This is a genomic window from Myxococcales bacterium (genome assembly GCA_016712525.1).
Classification (GTDB): Bacteria; Myxococcota_A; Polyangia; order Polyangiales; family Polyangiaceae; genus JAAFHV01.
The window spans coordinates 342,587-360,187 of sequence record JADJQX010000001.1 but is presented as its reverse complement, the minus strand read 5'-3'; the positions used below and the strand labels follow the sequence as shown (position 1 = coordinate 360,187).

General features: G+C 70.0%; 14 protein-coding genes. 8 read left to right on the top strand and 6 right to left on the bottom strand.

All coding sequences use genetic code 11. The annotated features are described in order from the left end of the window. A complete protein-coding gene (locus IPK71_01505; protein ID MBK8212400.1) occupies positions 1-2,970 on the bottom strand; it encodes a protein kinase in 2,970 nt (989 codons plus the stop codon). A 204-nt stretch (positions 2,971-3,174) separates the two neighbouring features. Between IPK71_01505 and IPK71_01500 the strand changes: the two genes are divergently transcribed. Continuing rightward, on the top strand, positions 3,175-4,014 hold the full coding sequence (locus IPK71_01500; GenBank protein ID MBK8212399.1) for a hypothetical protein: 840 nt from the start codon (positions 3,175-3,177) through the stop codon (positions 4,012-4,014). Between the two features lie 25 nt (positions 4,015-4,039). Here the strand turns inward: IPK71_01500 and IPK71_01495 are convergent, their stop codons facing one another. Continuing rightward, positions 4,040-5,995 (bottom strand): GAF domain-containing protein, encoded by a 1,956-nt coding sequence (locus tag IPK71_01495; GenBank protein ID MBK8212398.1) that lies wholly within the window; start codon positions 5,993-5,995, stop codon positions 4,040-4,042. A 126-nt stretch (positions 5,996-6,121) separates the two neighbouring features. Between IPK71_01495 and pdxH the strand changes: the two genes are divergently transcribed. The 4 genes from pdxH (at position 6,122) to IPK71_01475 (ending at position 9,721) form a co-directional block, all read left to right on the top strand. After that, positions 6,122-6,763, top strand: a complete 642-nt coding sequence (gene pdxH, locus IPK71_01490) for a pyridoxamine 5'-phosphate oxidase (protein ID MBK8212397.1) — start codon at positions 6,122-6,124, stop codon at positions 6,761-6,763. Between the two features lie 24 nt (positions 6,764-6,787). Continuing rightward, positions 6,788-7,396: a hypothetical protein gene (locus tag IPK71_01485; protein ID MBK8212396.1), complete on the top strand. Its 609-nt coding sequence runs from the start codon at positions 6,788-6,790 to the stop codon at positions 7,394-7,396. Next, positions 7,396-8,928 carry a Tim44 domain-containing protein gene (locus tag IPK71_01480; protein ID MBK8212395.1) on the top strand — a complete coding sequence of 511 codons (1,533 nt, stop codon included), beginning with the start codon at positions 7,396-7,398 and terminating at the stop codon, positions 8,926-8,928. The genes IPK71_01485 and IPK71_01480 overlap by 1 nt, the downstream gene beginning before the upstream one ends. A gap of 106 nt (positions 8,929-9,034) precedes the next feature. Next, positions 9,035-9,721 carry an SDR family NAD(P)-dependent oxidoreductase gene (locus IPK71_01475; GenBank protein MBK8212394.1) on the top strand — a complete coding sequence of 229 codons (687 nt, stop codon included), beginning with the start codon at positions 9,035-9,037 and terminating at the stop codon, positions 9,719-9,721. An 84-nt stretch (positions 9,722-9,805) separates the two neighbouring features. Here the strand turns inward: IPK71_01475 and IPK71_01470 are convergent, their stop codons facing one another. Next, positions 9,806-9,973, bottom strand: a complete 168-nt coding sequence (locus IPK71_01470; protein ID MBK8212393.1) for a hypothetical protein — start codon at positions 9,971-9,973, stop codon at positions 9,806-9,808. A 351-nt stretch (positions 9,974-10,324) separates the two neighbouring features. Between IPK71_01470 and IPK71_01465 the strand changes: the two genes are divergently transcribed. Continuing rightward, a complete protein-coding gene (locus IPK71_01465; protein ID MBK8212392.1) occupies positions 10,325-11,737 on the top strand; it encodes a M20/M25/M40 family metallo-hydrolase in 1,413 nt (470 codons plus the stop codon). Between the two features lie 40 nt (positions 11,738-11,777). On the opposite strand, the gene IPK71_01460 is transcribed toward IPK71_01465, so the two are convergent. Further along, the gene (locus IPK71_01460) at positions 11,778-12,713 is read right to left on the bottom strand and encodes a hypothetical protein (protein MBK8212391.1); all 936 of its coding nucleotides are present in this window, start codon (positions 12,711-12,713) and stop codon (positions 11,778-11,780) included. A gap of 118 nt (positions 12,714-12,831) precedes the next feature. Between IPK71_01460 and IPK71_01455 the strand changes: the two genes are divergently transcribed. Then, a complete protein-coding gene (locus IPK71_01455) occupies positions 12,832-15,093 on the top strand; it encodes a response regulator (protein ID MBK8212390.1) in 2,262 nt (753 codons plus the stop codon). A 52-nt stretch (positions 15,094-15,145) separates the two neighbouring features. Here the strand turns inward: IPK71_01455 and IPK71_01450 are convergent, their stop codons facing one another. Together IPK71_01450 and IPK71_01445 are read right to left on the bottom strand one after the other, a co-directional pair. Continuing rightward, positions 15,146-16,507 carry an amidohydrolase family protein gene (locus IPK71_01450; GenBank protein ID MBK8212389.1) on the bottom strand — a complete coding sequence of 454 codons (1,362 nt, stop codon included), beginning with the start codon at positions 16,505-16,507 and terminating at the stop codon, positions 15,146-15,148. Next, a complete protein-coding gene (locus IPK71_01445; GenBank protein ID MBK8212388.1) occupies positions 16,504-16,932 on the bottom strand; it encodes a RidA family protein in 429 nt (142 codons plus the stop codon). The genes IPK71_01450 and IPK71_01445 overlap by 4 nt, the downstream gene beginning before the upstream one ends. Before the next feature lie 191 nt (positions 16,933-17,123). Between IPK71_01445 and IPK71_01440 the strand changes: the two genes are divergently transcribed. Further along, complete coding sequence (locus IPK71_01440) at positions 17,124-17,537, top strand: chemotaxis protein CheW (protein ID MBK8212387.1); 414 nt, start codon at positions 17,124-17,126, stop codon at positions 17,535-17,537. Positions 17,538-17,601 lie beyond the last annotated feature (64 nt).

Sequence of the window (17,601 nt, the reverse complement as noted above, 5' to 3'; positions counted from 1 at the left end):
TCACGGCCGCGAGCCGTGCACGCTCGGGGTGTCGGGCACCGTCCGGAGCTTGGCCTCGATGCGCGGCTTGTCGGTGGGGCTCGCGTCGACCAGCGCTCGCTCGAGGAGGGCGCGCGCGACGGTCTTGTCTTGCACGTGTGCGGCCGCCTCGAACCTGAGCTGTGCCCGCTCGTGGGGCGGGAGCAGCGCGACCCCCTCGAGGGCCTTCGCGAAGAGCCCCCGCGCCTTCTTCTCGTCGGGCTCGGACCTCGCGAGCCACGCGAAGGTGCGCGCCGAAGCCGCCGGGTGACCGAGGCCACGTTCGGCTTTTGCGAGATCGAAGCCAGGGCGCGGCCCGCCGAAGCGCGCCACGGCCGCGAGCTCGATCGGGAGCAGCACGGCGTCGTCGCGCCCTCTGCCTCGCAGGTCCCTCCCTTCGACGAGCGCCGCTTGTGCCGCTGCCTTCGGTAGCGCGCGGACCTCTACGGCGATGGCGCGTGCAAGATGCACGTATTTGCGGAAGGCCTCGATTCCGGTCCAGAGCGGCGGCTCGAACGGCGCGCGGGTGCTCGGGAGGGCCTCTTGGCTCGGTCGCTTCCAGCTGGAGAGCGCGTGGATGACGTGCGCGTCGTCCTGCAGGGAGGCCTCGAGGATGGCGCGGGCCTCTTTTGCCCGGGCGAGCGCCGCGTCGGTGTCGCCGTGGTGGAGAGCGTGCTCGGCGGCGTGCACGACGCTCTCGGCGTACACGGGGTGCCCTTCGCCGAAGAGCTCGCGCGCCGTGGCCGTCTCGAGATCGACCTCGCGCGCGCTCCTGTCGACGGCGAGATCGCCGTAGACGAGCAAGAGGGAAGCGCAGCCTTGCCGCTCGCCGACCTTCGTCTCGGCGCAGGTCGAGAGAGTGCCGGACACGGGCGAGAGCCCGCGGAGCGCGTCGAGCCAGAGGCGCGCCGTGGCGTATTTTTCGCTCGTCCGGGCGTCGGCGATGCGCCTCACGAGGGGCATCAGATCGCCGAGCCGGCGCGCGCGCTCGTCCGGGGTGGCCTTCTCGGCGCGGAGGATCTCGAGCCTCGCCCGCGCGACGTCGAGCGCGACCGTCTCGGCTGCGGCGACCGCGCGATCGATCTCGGGCAGCGCCCTCGCTCCTCCCCCATCGAGCCGCATGAAGGTGTCGGAGAGCGCTCTCTGCGCGATGTCGTCCGCGCCCTTTCGTTGCAGCTCCACTTGTTGCTCCACCTTGTCCATGACGACGCCGAGGACGTCGTCGAACGCGCGAAAATCTCCGTCGTCCGGGAAGGCGTCGGGATCGTCGTGGAGCACGTCGAGCACCGCGAGCGAGGTGAGCACGCCGCGCTTGGAGGGGACGTCGAAGCGCCCCGGTGTAGGGGGAGATACTCCAATAGGCGCACCGAGGCGCATGCGGAGGAACGTGGGGCCGGGCTCCCTCGGCGCGGTGGCGTCCCCGGGGTCGGGCGAGGCCCCGCGGCAGAAGGTCGCGCGCTCGAGGGCGACGGTCGCGCGCACGAGGCCCTCCGCGGTCGAACGGTCGCTCACCTTGAGCGCCTCGTCCGCGAGCTGATGAACGTCTCCGGCGAGCAGGTCGAGGCACTCGGATTCGCCCGGTGTCGGCCCCACCGCGTCGGCGGCCTCGAGGTCCTTCGCGGCGGCGAGCAGGTTCGTGAGGGTGGCCGCAGCCGACCCTCTCGGGGCCTTCCCGGAGGCGTACGCGGCCTCGATCCGCGCGCGGGTCTCGGCCGACTCGAGCATCGCCACGAGGCCCCGGGCCGGTCTTGGCCGAGAGGCCGCTGCGGAGGGTGTTTGGGGGGCGTCTCGGGGGGCCTCGTGGTCGACGCGTGAGACCACGTAAGCCGAGACGCTGGCGATCGCCAGGAGCACCGCGATCACCGCGGCGCGCGGGGAACGAGCGCGCGGCGGGGTCGGCGCTTCGGCGCGCGCGAGGGCGGACTCGAGCGCGAGCGCCACCTCCCGCATGTCCGGATACCGATCGTCGGGCCGTGGTGAGAGTCCCCGCAGCACGATCGTGTCGAGCGTTTCGTCTCCGGTCGGTGGTGGCGGCAGGGTCTTCTTCGCGTCATGGAGGCCCGCGAGGCTCGAGCCCGCGTACGGCCGCTTTCCCGAGAGGCTCTCGTAGAGGCTCGCCATGAACGCGAACTCGTCGGCTCGCGCGTCCGCCGGTCGACCTTCGTGCTGCTCCGGAGCCATGTACGCCGGGGTGCCCAGGATGGTGCCGTCCCGCGTGAGGCCGTGAGAGGCCGGGCCCTCGTCGTCGTGTGCCTCTTCTCGCACCGCGCCGCCGAGCGCGTTCCTCACGAGGCCGAAATCGCCGACCTTGACCTCCCCCGAAGCGGAGACGAGCACGTTGTCCGCCTTGAAATCGCGGTGCACGAGCCCGAGATCGTGGGCGGCCACGAGGCCTCGAGCCGCGGCGAGGTAGAGGCGCACGATGGCTTCGCGGGAGGGCTTCGCGCGCGCGACGTGCTGACGCAAGGTCTCTCCGTCGACGTACTCCATGGCCACGAAGAGGCGCCCGTCGCCGAGGCGACCCGCGTCGAACACCGCCACCACGTTCGGATGGAGGAGCTTCGCCATCGCTCGAGCCTCGCGCGTGAGCCTGGCTTCGAGGGCCACGCTCCCGGACGACTCGTCCACCAAGAGCTTGAGCGCCACGGGGCGATCGAGCCGGGTGTCCCGCGCGAGCACCACGCGCCCCATGGCCCCTTCGCCGAGCGTGCGGCCCAGCTCGTAGCGTGCCCGTTCGACGGGGCTCCGTGGCTCGTGTCGGTCCCGCTCGTCCACCGTGGCGTTCGGATCGGACGCTCTATCGGCCTCGGTGAGGATGGCACCCACGAGCGCTTGGCATGAAGCACATCGCTCGGCGTGGCTCACGAGCGACGCGCGGTCCTCGGGCGAGAGCCGCGCGTCGGCGAGGGCCACGAGCTCATCGTCGTCGACGCACCCGCGTTCGCCACCCATGGCAAGACTCTATCACGAACCGCCCTGCGTCGAGGTCGAGCACGACCCCTATCTGCCCGTCCTTATTGGGGGTTTCGGAATTCGGTGATCCCGTTCGATTTCGTGCGACCCGCCGCGCGACGGCCTGTCTTCCCCATCGAGAGCGAGGCGCGACGGGCACACGGCCCGCCCGGCCCCGCGTCGCTTCCGTGAAGGAGATAGACCATGAAAACGATCTTCGTGCCCTTCGTCGTCCTCGCGCTCGTTGGTTGCCAGGGCGCGCGTGGCATCACGAAAGAAGACTCTCGGTCCGAGGTCGCGGCGTCGTCGACCACGGTCACCTCCGCCGAGGTGTCGGCCCCTTCGCACTCGGCTCCGAAGGCGGGCCGCGGACAGGCTCCTTCGGTCGACGCGTCCAAGCTCCGCGTCGCCGAGGGGAAGGCGGGGCTCGACCCGGAGACCGGCTACCTTCACATCCTCGGGACGGTCACGAACGAGACCGGATCGCCGGTCGAGTCGGTCAAGGTCACGCTCGATCTCTTCGACGCGAGCGGGGCACCCATCGACGTCTCGGGGTGGCACAAGGTCGCCCAGCAAGAGGCCCACGCCGGCGACAAGGAGCACGCGCGCGGCGAGGTCTACTACCTCTTGCCCGGTGAGAGCACGCCGTACCACTACATCCGCGATCCGGCGAAAATGAAGGGGAAATACGCCCGGCACACGCTCACGGTGAGCGCGCTGCCCGGCGGCTCTCGGCCCCCTACGGCGCGGATCGACGGGCCTACCACGCAGAAGGTCGAGGGCGGCTTCGACGAGGTCACGCTGAAGGGGACGTTCGTCGTCGGCGCGTCGCCGTGCCGCTCGCCCAAGGCGTTCTTCGGCTTCTACGAGGGGGAGAGGCTCGTCGCGCTCGTGAGCCCGCACAAGAACGCGCTCGACGATCACTTCCAGAAGTCGGTCGCCGCAGGGACGAAGATCCCCTTCCAGGGCAAGAGCTTCCCCCACGCGCCCGCGGGCGCCACCGTGCGCGCGTTCGGGGGGTGCGACAACTGGATCTCCGAGTGACGAGCGCTGCCGCGTGGGCCCCCGTTCAGCGCGGGGGCTCCCAGCAACGCGCCTCTTTGAAGATCCGCACGAGGTCCCCGTCGACGTGGCCGTCCTTCACGGCGTACTCGAGGATGTCGATCGCGCGCTCGAGCGGCACGGCCTTTTTGTAGGGGCGGTCGCTCGCGGTGAGCGCGTCGAAGATGTCGGTGATGCTCATCATCTTCGACTGGACGGGGATCTCTTCGGCGCGGAGGCGGTTCGGGTAGCCCGTGCCGTTCAGGCGCTCGTGGTGGGCTCCCGCGATATGCGGCACCCTGCGCAGCGCCTTTCCCCAGGGGATCTGCGAGAGGAACTTGAACGTGTGAGAGACGTGGCCGGTGATCTCCTCGTACTCCGCGGGGGTCAGCGAGCCCTTCTTGACCGACAGGGCGACGACCTCGTCGGGCTCGAGCAGGAGCTTCGTTTCGCCCCCGACGTCGAAGTACCACTCCTTGGCGAGGGCCTCGATCTTGGCGAAATCACCGGCCGCGAGCACCGAGGGCTCGTTGGCGGCGAGCACCGTCTGGAAGGCGTCGTCGAGCTCCTTCAAGCGGCGCGCCATCTCTTCGTCGAGGGCCCGCAGCTCGCTGAGCGGCGCGTGGGCTTCGACCGCCTTGAGCTTGCGCCGCAAGATGTCGGCCTCGATCGATCGCGAGACGAAATCGAACCGGGCCTTCACGAGGACGAGCCGCTCGTCGTAGAGCTTCTTGGCCTTCACGAGCACGTTCTCGCGGACCCCGATTTTTCCGAAGTCATGGAGAAGACTCGCGTATTCGAGCTCCTTCAGGTCCTCCTTCGTGAAGCTCGCCCCCTGGTAGGGGCCGCTCGAGATGGTGTCGACGGCCTTGGCGAGGGAAACGGTCAGATCGGCCACGCGGCGCGAGTGACCGCTCGTGGTCGGGTCGCGCGACTCGATCGCCTCGACGCTCGCGCGCACGAAGCCCTCGAAGAGCGCCTGGATCTCTTGATAGAGCATCGCCGTCTCGAGCGAGATGCCGGCCTGCGCGGCGACCATGCGCAAGAGCTCTTCGCTCCGGTCGTCGAAGGGGACCACCTGGAGCGCGACGTCGTCGGCGTCGGCGAGCTTCGCGCGGGGGTCGCGCTTTTTGTTGATGAGCTGGATGACGCCGATGACCTCGTCCCGCTGCGAGATGAGCGGCACCGTGATCATGCTCTTCGTGCGGTAGCCGATCTTCTCGTCGAACCTGCGATCGAAGGCGAAGGTGGAGTCGACCGGCAAGGCGTACACGTCGTCGATCTTGATGGCGCGCTTGTCTACCGCGGCGGCGCCGGCGATCGAGCGGTTCGAGAGCGGCATCGTGAACTCGCGCGAGTCGAACGAGACGCTGTCGTTCTGCGAGAGCTTGAACCTCAGGGTGCTCCCCTCGTTCTCGACCACGTAGATGCTGCCGGCGTCCGCGCCCGTGACGAACCGGCTCTTCTCGAGGATGAGCCCGAGAAGCTTGCTGACGTCGCGCTCGGTGGTCATGGCGCGCGCGATGTCGACGAGCTCGCCGATCTCGTACCGGTAGCGCGAGAGCGAGGCCGCGCGGCTCTCGGCGTGGCCTTTGGCCTCGAGCAGCTCGAACGCGCGATCGGTGGCGACCTCGAGCTCTTCGGCCGTCGCGTCGTCGGCGAGCACGGTGGCGACGCCGAGGCCTCCGGCACGGGTGAAATCGCGGGAAGTGGGCCTGCCGACGAGCAGGAGCAGGGCCTTGCCCTCGGCGCAGAGGGGCGCGAACGGCGCGAGGATCGTGCGCCCCTTGTCCCACACGCGCGCCGGGACGAAGACCACCATGCAGCCGTCTCGGAGGAGCGACGCGAGGAGCGGGTGCGGCCTGCCGACACGCGCGTGCACCTTCGGCGCGAGCTGGGCGAGGTGTGCCGCGAGCGCGTCCATGCGCTCCGCCAGAGGGCCGTGGGTGGAGAGGCTTCCGTTCGCCGAGGTGGGGAGGCTCATGAGCCCCCCGATCCTACCCGAACCGGCTCCCTTCGCGAGGCTCGTCGGTACACGCAATCCGTGCGCTCGGCGCGGACGGGCCTTTCGGTCGCGAAAGCGCCGATCGGGCTGGTAGGCTCCTTTCGCATGATCGACGAGAAGATCGCGCGGCTGCGCCAAGAGTACGGTGACGCTCCCCTCGACCCCGAAGACCTCCCGGCCGATCCGATGAGCGCCTTTCGTCTCTTCTTCGACTCGGCCGTCGCCTCGGGGTTGCCCGAGCCGAACGCGATGACGCTCGCCACGACCACGCCCGACGGGCCGGCCGCGCGCGTCGTGCTCTTGAAGGGCGCCGACGAGCGGGGCTTCTCGTTTTATACGAACTACGAGAGCGACAAGGCGCACGAGCTCGCGGCGAGCCCGGTGTGCGCGCTCGTCTTCTCGTGGGTCGAGATCCACCGCCAGGTGCGTGTGCGCGGCCGATCCGAGAAGGTCCCGCGGGAGGAGTCCGAGGCTTATTTTCGCGTGCGCCCGAGAGAGAGCCAGCTCGGGGCGTGGGCGTCGAAGCAGAGCTCGGTGCTCGCGTCGCGCGCCGTGCTCGAGGCGGCCATGGCCGAGGTGACCGCCCGCTTCGAGGGAAAGGATGTCCCGCTCCCGCCGGCCTGGGGCGGCTACCGTGTCGTCCCCGACGTGCTCGAGCTGTGGCAGGGGCGCAGGAACCGCCTCCACGATCGCGTGCGCTATACACGAATGGGCGACGGGTGGGCTCGCGAGCGCCTCTCCCCGTGAGGCTACTGGGAAGGGGATAGCACCATGACACCGTTCCTCGCCGAAGAGGCGAAATCGCGCCTCGTCGAGGCCGTCAAGAAGGTCGAGAGCCAGACCGCCGCCGAGCTCGTCGTGTGCGTTCGCGCGCGCTCCTCGCTCTACCGCGACGTCGACGTCCTCGTGGGCGCAGGGCTCGCGTTCGTGGTGCTGCTCGCGCTCTTGTTCGATCCCATCGAGCTCGACGAGCGGCACTTCCCCATCGACGTGCTCGTCGCGTTCGCGGTGGGGGCGTTCGTGTCGCGCGCGCTCGTCGGCCCTCGGCTCGCGTCGCGAGCGCGTCGGCGCGCCGAGGTAGAGAAAGGTGCGAAGGTGGAGCTCGTCACGCAAAATGTCACCGCGACACGAAGGCGCGTCGGCGTGCTCGTGTACGCGTCGGCGGCCGAGCGCATGGTCGAGATCGTGAGCGACATCGGCATCTCGCGCGAGGCCCTCGGGCCCTACCTCGACTCGGCGCGCGCGTCGTGCGAGGCGGCGTTCGTCGCGGGCGACGTCGGCGCGTTCACCGCGGCGCTCGAGAAGCTCGGGGAGGGCCTGGCGAAAGCCCTGCCGCGCGAGGCCGACGACGTGAACGAGCTCCCGGACGAGGTGTCCTGATGCGCAAACACCTTCGTAGTCTCGTGGCTCTCGTGGTGCTCGCGTTCGTGCTCGTCGTGGCCGCGTCGGCCTTCGCGCGCCCGGGCGGTGGCCAGAGCTTCGGAGGAGGCTCGAAGAGCTCGGGTGGAGGCTCTCGCAGCTCGGGGGGCTCCGGCTTCGGCGGCGGCGGGTCTCGGAGCTCGGGCGGTGGCGGCGGTGGAGGCATGTCCGTCGGCGGCCTCGTCGTGCTCATCATCGTGTTCGGGATCGTCGCGCTGGTGCGCGCGATGTCCGGCCCGACGGGCAACGGGTACTCCACGGGCCTTGCCCGCGGCCCCTGGGTGCCTCCTCCCCCCCCGCCACCTCGTCGGCCCGCGGGGGTCCCCGCGCGCACGCGGCTGCGCGGGCTCGAGTCCACCGATCCGCACTTCTCGGTGATCGTGTTCGAAGACTTCGCGCAGGCGCTCTACGTCGACGTGATGCTCGCCGCGGGCAACGGTCGGCTCGAGGTCTTCTCTCCCTACCTCGGCGACGCCGCGAAGCGCACGCTCTCGGCGAGGCCCCTCCAAGGGCTCACGACGGCCCTCGTCGGGGCCATGCGCATCGACGAGGTCGAGGGGCTCGAGCCCGGCTCGACCCACGTCACCGCGCACCTCGTGCTCGACACGAACCTCTCGCGCCGCGACCCACGTTCGGGCCGGGAAGAGGCCCTCTACTCCGTGGAGCGGTGGTCGCTCCGCCGCAAGAAAGACGCGAAATCTCGCGCCCCCGACAAGGCCCGCGTGCTCGGGTGCCCCTCCTGCTCGGCGCCGCTCGAGCAGGTCCTCGCCGGCCGCTGCAGGTACTGCCAGAACGACGTGAGCACGGGCGCGTTCGATTGGGTCGTCGTGGCGATCGAGGTGCTCGAGAACGAGGCCCGAGGCCCCATGCTCACGGGCACCACCGTGGAGCAAGGCAACGAGATGCCCACCGTCGTCGACCCTCGTGCCCGCGCGCGCGTGGACGAGCTCTCACGGAAGGACCCGGCGTTCTCGTACCCCGGGTTCGTCGCGCGCGTGACGCATGTGTTCTACACATTTCAGACGGCATGGTCGGCCCGTGATCTCGCGTCGATGCGGCCCTACCTGAGCGACGCGCTCTTCGCCACGCAGACGTTCTGGGTGTCCGAGTACCAGCGCCAGCGCCTCCGCAACGTGACCGAGAACGCCGCGGTTCGGCACGTGGAGCTCGCGCGTGTCACGAGCGACGCCTACTTCGACGCGATCACCGTGCGCGTCTACGGCAGCTCGCTCGACTACACCCTGTCCGACGACACCGGCCAGGTCGTGGGCGGCGATCGGGCGAACCCGCGGCTCTACACCGAGTACTGGACGTTCGTCCGCGCGCGTGAGGCGAAGGGCGCCGCACGGACCGACCGCACCTGCCCGCGCTGCGGCGCTCCCCTCGCCATCAACATGGCTGGAAAGTGCACGCATTGCGAGGCCCACGTCACGAGCGGCAGCTTCGACTGGGTGCTCTCGCGCATCGAGCAGGACGAGGTCTACGCCGGGTAGGGAAGGGCCGAATCCAGGACGAAAAGGCGGAAAATATCGGGCGGTAGGTCTACGTCCTACCCCGGCTCTCTTGACACTTCGGCATGTGCGCCGTTCCCTGGTGCGCATGTCGAAGACCATCGTCGTGTGCGGTCATGGGCCGGGGATCTCGGATGCCGTGGCGAGGAAGTTCGGAAAAGAGGGCTACGCGGTCGCGCTCGTCGCGAGGAACGCGGAGAGGCTCGAGAAGGCCGCGAAGGCCCTCGGGGACGCCGGTGTACGGGCCGCCGCGTTCCCCACGGACCTCGCCGATTTCGGCGCGGTGAAGGCCATGATCGGCAAGGCGCGCGAGGCGCTCGGCCCCATCGGGGTCGTGCACTACAACGCGTACGCGGGTGGCGCGGGGAACCTGCTCGAGGCTTCGGCCGCCGATCTGCACGCGCCGTTCGACGTCAGCGTCGGTGGGCTCGTCGCGGCCGTCCAGGCGGCCCACGCCGACCTCGTCGCCGCGAAGGGCGCGCTGCTCGTGACGGGCGGCGGCTTCGCCTACTACGACCCGAAGGTCGACGCGATGGCCACGCAGTGGGGCGCCATGGGGCTCGCGGTGTCGAAGGCCGCGCAGCACAAGACCGTCGGTCTGCTCGCGGCCAAGCTCGGCGCCGACGGCGTCTACGTGGGCGAAGTGGTGGTGCTCGGGATGGTCAAGGGCACGGCGTTCGACTCCGGCCACGCGACGCTCGACGCGAACGACATCGCCGCCAAATTCTGGGAGATGCACGGCGCCCGCAACGAGCTCTCGGTCAACTTCGGCTGACGCACTTCGCGTGGGAGGAGCGGCGAAGGCGCCCCGCGGTGCTCGCGTGGGCGCCTCTGTCGTGCGTGAGCGCGGGAGCGAGCCTCACGCGTCGTCACCTCCTTCGTGGGCGAGCTCGGGCTCGAGATCCTCGGTCGACGGATCGGCGGCGAGCAGGTTGGGGACCGTCGGTGCGTCGTGCGGGTAAGGCTCGTCGGCGACGGCGACGGTGTCTTCGTACGGATCGGCAGGATCGAACATGCAGGCGTTCATGGGGCCTCCTCGGAGCCTTCGTGGCTCGCGTGTGAGGCATCGGCTGGGGTCCCGCGGACGTTGCGTGAAAACTTCGATGACTCGCAAACTCGAAACCTCGAGCATGCAAAGATGAAAGGCTCGAAAGGGGGCGGCGGCGCGAGCGTGGAGATTTCGGCCCGATCCCCGAGATCGTGACGTTGGTACGGCGCTCGCATAGAGGGCCGTAGCGTCGCGTTGGCCGAGCGTCCCCCCCCCAACTCGGTCGACGCGGCGCCCTAATTTTCATCGGCCGGACCTGGTTTTCGAGCATGCGTCGGCTCGCCACGTGCCGGCTCCCTCGGGGAGCCCGGACGTGCTAGCGGAGCCCTTATGTCGACTTCGACCCCTGCGTCCCGTGTCGCCGAAAAAGCCGAAGCGTCGGCGCGAGCCTCGTTCGCCCGCCTCGGTCGTTATCTGGCGTTCGCTCCGATCTCGAGTGATCCGTCCCGAGCTTCGAGCGTGCGTGAGCTCGCCGAGACCCTCGCGAAGGATCTCACGTCGGCCGGGCTCTCCCGCGCGCGTGTGCTCGATCTGCCGAACGTCCCCGGGGCGCACCCGTGTGTCGCCGCGGAGTGGCTGGGCGCAGGCCCCTCGAAGCCCACGGTGCTCATCTACGGGCACTTCGACGTGCAACCCGTCGCAGGAGAGGCGTGGGATACGCCGCCCCACGAGATCGTCGAGAAGGGCGGGAGGCTCTACGGCCGTGGCGCCGCCGACGACATGGGCGGCTGGCTCTCGCACCTCATCGCGATCGAGTCGTGGTTCTCGGAGGCCGGCTCTCTCCCGTGCAACGTGAAGCTCCTCCTCGAAGGCGAGGAAGAGATCGGGAGCCCGAACCTCGAGGCGTTCATGGACGCGTACCCCGACGCGTTCGCCGCCGACGCGATGGTGCTCACGGATTGCGAGAACCCGAGCACCGAGATCCCGGGCCTCACGGTGAGCCTCCGCGGCCTCCTCGAGGTCGAGGTCGAGGTCGCGAGCGCCAAGAGCGACGTGCACTCGGGCCTGTGGGGAAATGTGGTGCCCGACCCGGCGATCACGTTGATTTCGTTGATCTCTCGGCTGGTCGACGGCGATGGGCGCATGAAGCTCGGGCGGAGGCCGATCGATCCCGTGTGGCTCGCGAGCTCGCGCGACGTGCCGCTCACCCCCGAGGTCATTCGTGTTGGCGCGCGCCTCCGCGACGAGGTCGCGCCGCTCCCCGATCGTGGGCTCACCCCTGCCGCGTGGGCTTGGCGCCAGCCGGCGGTCACGATCTTGTCGACGACCTTCCCTGCGCCCGGCACCGAGAAGAACGCGATCCGAAAGGCGGCCTCGGCGAAGCTCAGCATGCGCATCGCGCCGGGGCAGACCAAGGGAGAGCTGCTCGAGCTCGTGTCGGCCGAGCTCCGTCGCGACGTCCCCGGCGGTTTGACCGTCACCATCACGGAGCAGTCGGCCGCGTCGTCGTCGTGGGACTACGAGGCCAAGGGGCCCGCGTTCGAGGCTGCGGATCGCGCCTACACGAAGGCTTGGGGCCGAGCGCCGATTCGGGTCGGCATCGGCGGCTCGATCCCGTTCGTCTCGCTCTTCGGCAAGCGCTTCTCCAGGCTCCCGCTCATGCTGAACGGCGTCATCGATCCGGAGACGGGCGCGCACGGACCGAACGAGTCGATGGACATCGGCGTGTACGTGAAGACCGCGGTCGCCAACGTGCACCTTTACGACGAGCTCGGTGCGCTCGGCGAGACGCTCGTAGGCTGAACGAAGGCTCGCGCGCTCCGGAAAAAACGGGGCGCGCGTCTCAGCCGACGATGCCGTCGCGGTCCCAGGTGGTGACTCCGAGGCCACGGAGGGCGTCCGCGAGGCGCGCCTTCGGCACGGAGACGAGGGTCGGCATGCCACCCGACAGGCCGAGCAGCTCGAGGAAGTTGATGCCGCTGTCGAACGGAGCGGCGAGGGTGAGCGTGTCGCGATCGACGAGCACGGCGAGGCTCGCGCGCTCCTGCCCCGCGAGCAGCAAGAGGGTCTTGTCGTAGCGGACGTCTTTGCCCGTCACGTCGACGTACGCCAGCGTCTTCGCGGCCGGGAAGGCTGATTTTCCGAGGTCGTAGCGCACGTAGCCCTCGGCGAGCTTGCGGGTCGCGCGCTCGATCTCGCGGAGCTCGGCGGCGGCGCGATCGATGGGCTCCCAGAGCGCCACGTCCCCGAGCTTCGACACGAGCAGGCGCACGATCGCGCCGAGGAGGCCGTAGTCGCGGCCACGTGCGCGGATGGCGCGGTCGATGCGCTCGGCCGTCGAGCTCGGTTTTCCGATGCGCGTGTCGATCGCGCGGGCGTCGTCGTCGGCGCCGGGGTAGGGCTCTTTTCCGCCCAGGATCCACTTCGCGGCGCTGGCGAGGCCGTCGAAATCGGTGTGGCAGACGATGGTGTCGACGGGGCCCACCCGCGCGACGAGCTCCTCGGTGACCATCTCGGGGCACGCGCCGTGCTCCGCCTTTCGCGCGAGCACGAAACGTGGGTCGGACGCGTACGTCGCGTGCTCCACGTGGTCGTGGTGATCGACCCACGCCACGAGGCGCGGCCCGAGCCCCGTGATGAGCGGGAGCGTGAGCTTCTGGAATCCCCCGCCCGAGGCCTCGGACGCGAAGGCCACGTCGAGGACGACCACGCGCCCGTGGAGCTCGCTCGGTTTGGGGAGCTTTCGGGGGGTCGCGAAGGCCAGGGTGGGGGTGGGCACGGGGAGACCATGCCACACTCGACCCGAAAAACCCGACCGATTGCGACGACTTCGCGTGCATGGTCATGCGTGTGGAGGTTTGACACCCGTTTGCAGGGCCCCGTATCGTAGCTGTCCCATGCCGCTCAACGTGCTCGTGTTCGAGGGCGACCCCGCCTTCGCCGGTGAAGTTCGGTCGGGTCTCGAAGCCCTCGGCTGCCACGTACGGATCGTGGAGGACGGCAACACCGGGCTCGCGCAGGCCGCCGAGGATCGCCCCGACCTCGTGCTCTTGGCGATCGAGCTGCCGCGCATGAACGGCTTCTCGGTCTGCAACAAGCTCAAGAAGGATCCGGTGCTCCGCGAGGTGCCGCTCGTCATCCTCTCGAGCGAGTCGAGCGAGGAGACCTTCGAGCAGCACAAGAAGCTCCGCACGCGCGCCGAAGAGTACGTGCACAAACCCGTATCGTTCGCGGATCTCCTCGAAAAGATTCGGCCTTTCGTCAACTTCGGGGACGCGACCGAGGCCCCTCCGGCGAGCGTGCTCGTCGAGATCGACGACGACGAGATCGCGGTCGACTCGCTCAGCAGCATCCCCGCCCCCGCCGCCGACGAGACCGACGCCCTGCTCGACGCGCTGGAGCAGCCCGAGCCCACCACGGCCAAGCCCGAGGCTCCCTCCGTGCCGCCGGCGCCGGTGCACATGCCGAAGCCGATCACCGTGCCTCCGGTCACGGCGCGACCCGCGGCCGCGGAGCTCCCGCCCGAGGCCACGCCGACGCCCGCCAAGGAGCTGCCGAAGGTGGCGACTCCCGCCACGATGCCTCCCGCGGGTGGCGCGAACGACGGGTTGGCGGCCGAGGTGTCGAGGCTCCAGGCCGAGAACGAAGAGCTCAAGAAGAAGCTCTCTGCGCCGCCGCCGGCCGCGAAGCCTACGGGCAGCGCCACGAGCCGTGAGTTCCTCGACCTTCGCGAGGCCCTCAACAAAAAGGACAAGGAGATCCTGTCTCTCAAGGAGCAGCTCTCCAAGAAAGATCGCGAGATCGTCGAGGGCAAGGATCGCGCGCTCTCGCTCGAACGGCAGAGCGCCGACCTCGAAGACAAAATCATCGCGGGTGAGCGCGACGCCGCCGATCTGCGCGACAAAATCGACGCGCTCTCGGCCGACCTCGACAAGGCCAAGGCCGACGGGGACGCGACGCGCACGAGGCTCGAAGGCGCGGTCGCCGCCGCCGAAGCGACGATCGCCGCGAAGACGGCCACGATCGCCGAGCGCGACGCCGCCCTCGTCGCCAAGGGGGAGGCCGCCGAGGCCGCGAAGAAGGCCCACGAGGAGGCGACCGAGGCCGCGAAGAAGGCTCACGAGGAGGCGCTCGCCAAGGCCCGCGCCGACCACGCCGCCAAGACGGCCGAGCTCGAGCGTCAGGGCGCCGAAGCGCTCGCCGACGCCGAAAGCGCCGCGCCGACGAGGTCGCCGAGAAGATCCGCCTCGGCGAAGAGGCCGTCGCGAGCCGCACCAAAGAGAAGGACGACGAGCGCGCGAAGGCCCTCGCCGAGCAGAAGGCCGCCCACGAAGCCGACGTCGCGAACCTCCGCGCCGAACACGAGGCCGCGACAAAGGCCGCCGAAGAGAAACACGCGGCCGAGCTCATCGAGACCGGAGAGGCCTTCGAGAAGGCCCAGGCCGAGAAGCTCGCCGCCGTCGAGAAGGCGCACGCCGAGCAAACGGCCGCCGCCGCCGAGAAGGCCAACAGCGAGCTTTCGGCCGAAAAATCGGCCCACGCGGCCACACGCGCCGAGCTCGAGGGCAAGGTGTCGGAGCGCGAGAAGACGATCGCCGAGCTCGAGGGCAAGGTGTCGGAGCGCGAGAAGACGATCGCCGAGCTCGAGGGCAAGGTCTCCGAGCGCGACACGCGCATCGCCGACCTCGAGGCGAAGCTCGTCGAGCGTGATGGCAAGATCTCGGGGCTCGAGAGCACCGTGGCGGCGCGCGAGTCGACCATCGGGTCGCTCGAGGCGGACCTGCAGTCCACGAAGAAGTCGCTCGACGACGAGAAGGCCGAGCACACCTCGGCTCGCGCCACGATCGAGTCGCTCACGGGGAAGCTCGCGGAGCGCGACAAGGAGCTCGAGGGCACGAAGGCCGAGCTCGAGTCGGCGCAGAACCGCATCAAGGCCCTCGAGGGACTCTACGGTGCGTCGCAGTCCTCGCTCGAGGACACGAAGCAGAAGCTCAACTCGGCCGAAGCCGACCTCGAGAGGGAGCGCACCCGCACGCGCACCGCGACCGCGAAGTGGGAGGCCGACCGTGCCTCTCTCGACCGCGCGAAGGACGCGCTCGCGATGGTGCTCACCCAGATCGAAGAGACCGAGTCGCGTAAGCTCGCAGAATAGCTCGTGAATCCGGCGCGGGTGGCGTGCCCGCCGCGCGCCGGAACGAGGCCTACGCGAGGCTACACACCCGAGCGGGCGCGTGCTTTTTTGGCCTGCACCCGCGCGGTGGCGAGCACGGCCTCGCGATCGAACACGGTGCTCTCGCCCTGGCGTACGACGAGGCGCCCGTCGCAGACGACGTGGGTGACGTCGCGCGCGGTCGCCGCGTAGACGACCCGCGAGAACACGTCTCCACCCGGCTCGACGTGGGGGCCGTCGATGCGGACGACCTGGAGATCGGCCCGCATGCCGGGCACGAGCGCGCCGATCTCGTGGCCCATCCCGAGCGCCTTCGCCCCTCCGCGCGTCGCGAGGGCGAGGGCGCGGCGCGCCGGGAGCGACGTCGTGCCCGAGGTGACCTTGGCGAGGAGCGCCGCGTGGCGGAGCTCGGCGAGCGCGTCGAGGTTGTTGTTGCACGGAGCTCCGTCGGCCCCGAGCCCGAGCACCACGCCCGTCTCGAGCAGGTCGTGGACCTTCGCGATGCCGGAGCCGAGCTTCAGGTTCGCGCTCGGGCAGTGCACGTAGCGGGTGCCGTCCTTCGCGGCGCGCTTCGCCTGGGCCATCGTGAGCTGAACGCCGTGCGCCAACACCGCGCGCTCACCGGAGAAACCATAGGAGGCGAGCACGTCGACGTCGTCTTTCCCGAGGAGCTTTCGTACGGCCGCGCGCTCGCCGGGGTGCTCGGCCGCGTGGGAGTGCATGAGGGCCCCGTTCTCGGCGGACCGCTCGACGACGCCGCGGAAGAGGGCCTCCGTGCAGGAGAGAATGAAGCGAGGCGCGTACGCGTACCTGAGGCGACCTTCTCCCTTCCCGTGCCATCGCGCGAGGAGGGCGTCGCTCTCGCGGAGGCTCGCGCGCGTGGTCTCGCGGAGGCCCTTCGGCACGCCCACGCCGTCGTCCATCATGGCCTTGCCGGAGATCACGCGGATGCCGCTGCGCTCGGCGGCGTCGAACACGGCGTCGTGGTGGTGCACGGTGCCCATGTCGAGGATGGTGGTCGTGCCACCGAGAGACATCTCGAGCAGACCGAGCTCGGCGCTGGCCCCGAGGGACGCCGGGTCGTGCGCGGCCTCGAACGGCCAGATGCGCTCACGGAGCCAGTCGAGGAGGGGGAGATCGTCGGCCATGCCGCGGAAGAGCACCTGGCACAAGTGGACGTGGGCCTGGACGAAGCCCGGCAGCACGGCGCAACCCGAGGCGTCGAGGACACGCACGAGCGAGCCCTTTTTCCGTGCTTCGCGGGCCTTTTTGCCCACGGCGACGATGCGGCCGTCGTCGATGAGGACGTCGCCTTCGATGACGGTGTCGTCCGAGTCGCACGTGACCACGGTGCCGCCTTCGACGAGGATCGCCTCGCGCGCGGGGAGCTTCGAGGTGCTCATGGCGCCTCCGCGCAGATCGCGTCGGCCTCGATCTCGACGAGCATGCGGGGGTCGATGAGGGCGCTCACCTCGACCATGGTCGTCGCGGGGCGTACGTCGCCGAAGACGGCTCCATGCTCCCGGCCGATGGCCTCCCACGCCGCGATGTCGGTCACGTAGATGCGCGTGCGGACGACGTCGGCCCGGGTCGCGCCGACCCGCTCGAGAGCCGTGAGCACGTTGGTGAGGCACGTGCGCGCCTGGAGCGCTGGGTCCCCTTCGCCCACGAGCTTGCCGTCGGCGTCGAGCGCGGTCGTGCCCGTGATGGCCACGAAGGGGCCTACACGGACCGCGCGCGAGTACCCGACGATGGGCTCCCAAGGGGCGTTCGTGCCGATCGCGACGCGTGTGGCGCGGAGCCGCGTGTGCGGCGAGGCAGGGCTCATGGGCGCCGAGCTTAGCGGATTTTGCGGGCAGGCGTGGGCCGGGAGCGTCCTCGCTCGAAGCGGGCGTCGTGGGTGTAACTGCTCGATACTCATGCGGTTTTTGTCATCTTCCGGCGGCGCGCCGTCGTGCCTTGGTTCGCCGCCTCGCGTCGGGTACGGTCCCAAGCGCGATGAGGCGAAGGTCAGGCATCGTGGTTCGCACCCCTCCCGAGGCCTCGCGGGTCGTGCAGGCGTTCCTGCCCACCGAAGGGGTGCTCTCGGTCGTGCGCATGCCGCGTGTGTCGCCTGTGGCCGGCGCGAGGCCTCCGATGCTCGGGGTCGCTCAGGTCGACGGGGCCGTGCTGCCGGTGTTGGCGCCGTTCGGCGAGCCTCGGCCCACCTCGGCGCTCCCGGGCATGCGCGAGTCGCACGCGCGTGTGCTCGTCGTGTGTTTGCACGCCGGGGAGCGCGTGGGGGTGGCGGGGATCGAGGTCGTCTCCGTGGGCCATTTCGACGGTGACGTGGGCAGCGTCCGGTTCGACGGCGACACCGTGCCCGACCTCGACCTACCGGGCCTCGTGTCGGAGCTCCACGCGAGGCCGTGGGCGGGGCGCGTCCGCGCGTGACGTACGCTTTCGTGTGAGCCTGTGCCCGGCGCGAGTTATCCTCACGCCCGAAACGAAACGAGGG

Coding starts and splice junctions, on each gene's coding strand:
- IPK71_01505 (MBK8212400.1), bottom strand. CDS start 2,970: ATGGGTGGCGAACGCGGGTGCGTCGACGACGATGAGCTCGTGGCCCTC.
- IPK71_01500 (MBK8212399.1), top strand. CDS start 3,175: ATGAAAACGATCTTCGTGCCCTTCGTCGTCCTCGCGCTCGTTGGTTGC.
- IPK71_01495 (MBK8212398.1), bottom strand. CDS start 5,995: ATGAGCCTCCCCACCTCGGCGAACGGAAGCCTCTCCACCCACGGCCCT.
- pdxH (MBK8212397.1), top strand. CDS start 6,122: ATGATCGACGAGAAGATCGCGCGGCTGCGCCAAGAGTACGGTGACGCT.
- IPK71_01485 (MBK8212396.1), top strand. CDS start 6,788: ATGACACCGTTCCTCGCCGAAGAGGCGAAATCGCGCCTCGTCGAGGCC.
- IPK71_01480 (MBK8212395.1), top strand. CDS start 7,396: ATGCGCAAACACCTTCGTAGTCTCGTGGCTCTCGTGGTGCTCGCGTTC.
- IPK71_01475 (MBK8212394.1), top strand. CDS start 9,035: ATGTCGAAGACCATCGTCGTGTGCGGTCATGGGCCGGGGATCTCGGAT.
- IPK71_01470 (MBK8212393.1), bottom strand. CDS start 9,973: ATGAACGCCTGCATGTTCGATCCTGCCGATCCGTACGAAGACACCGTC.
- IPK71_01465 (MBK8212392.1), top strand. CDS start 10,325: ATGTCGACTTCGACCCCTGCGTCCCGTGTCGCCGAAAAAGCCGAAGCG.
- IPK71_01455 (MBK8212390.1), top strand. CDS start 12,832: ATGCCGCTCAACGTGCTCGTGTTCGAGGGCGACCCCGCCTTCGCCGGT.
- IPK71_01450 (MBK8212389.1), bottom strand. CDS start 16,507: ATGAGCACCTCGAAGCTCCCCGCGCGCGAGGCGATCCTCGTCGAAGGC.
- IPK71_01445 (MBK8212388.1), bottom strand. CDS start 16,932: ATGAGCCCTGCCTCGCCGCACACGCGGCTCCGCGCCACACGCGTCGCG.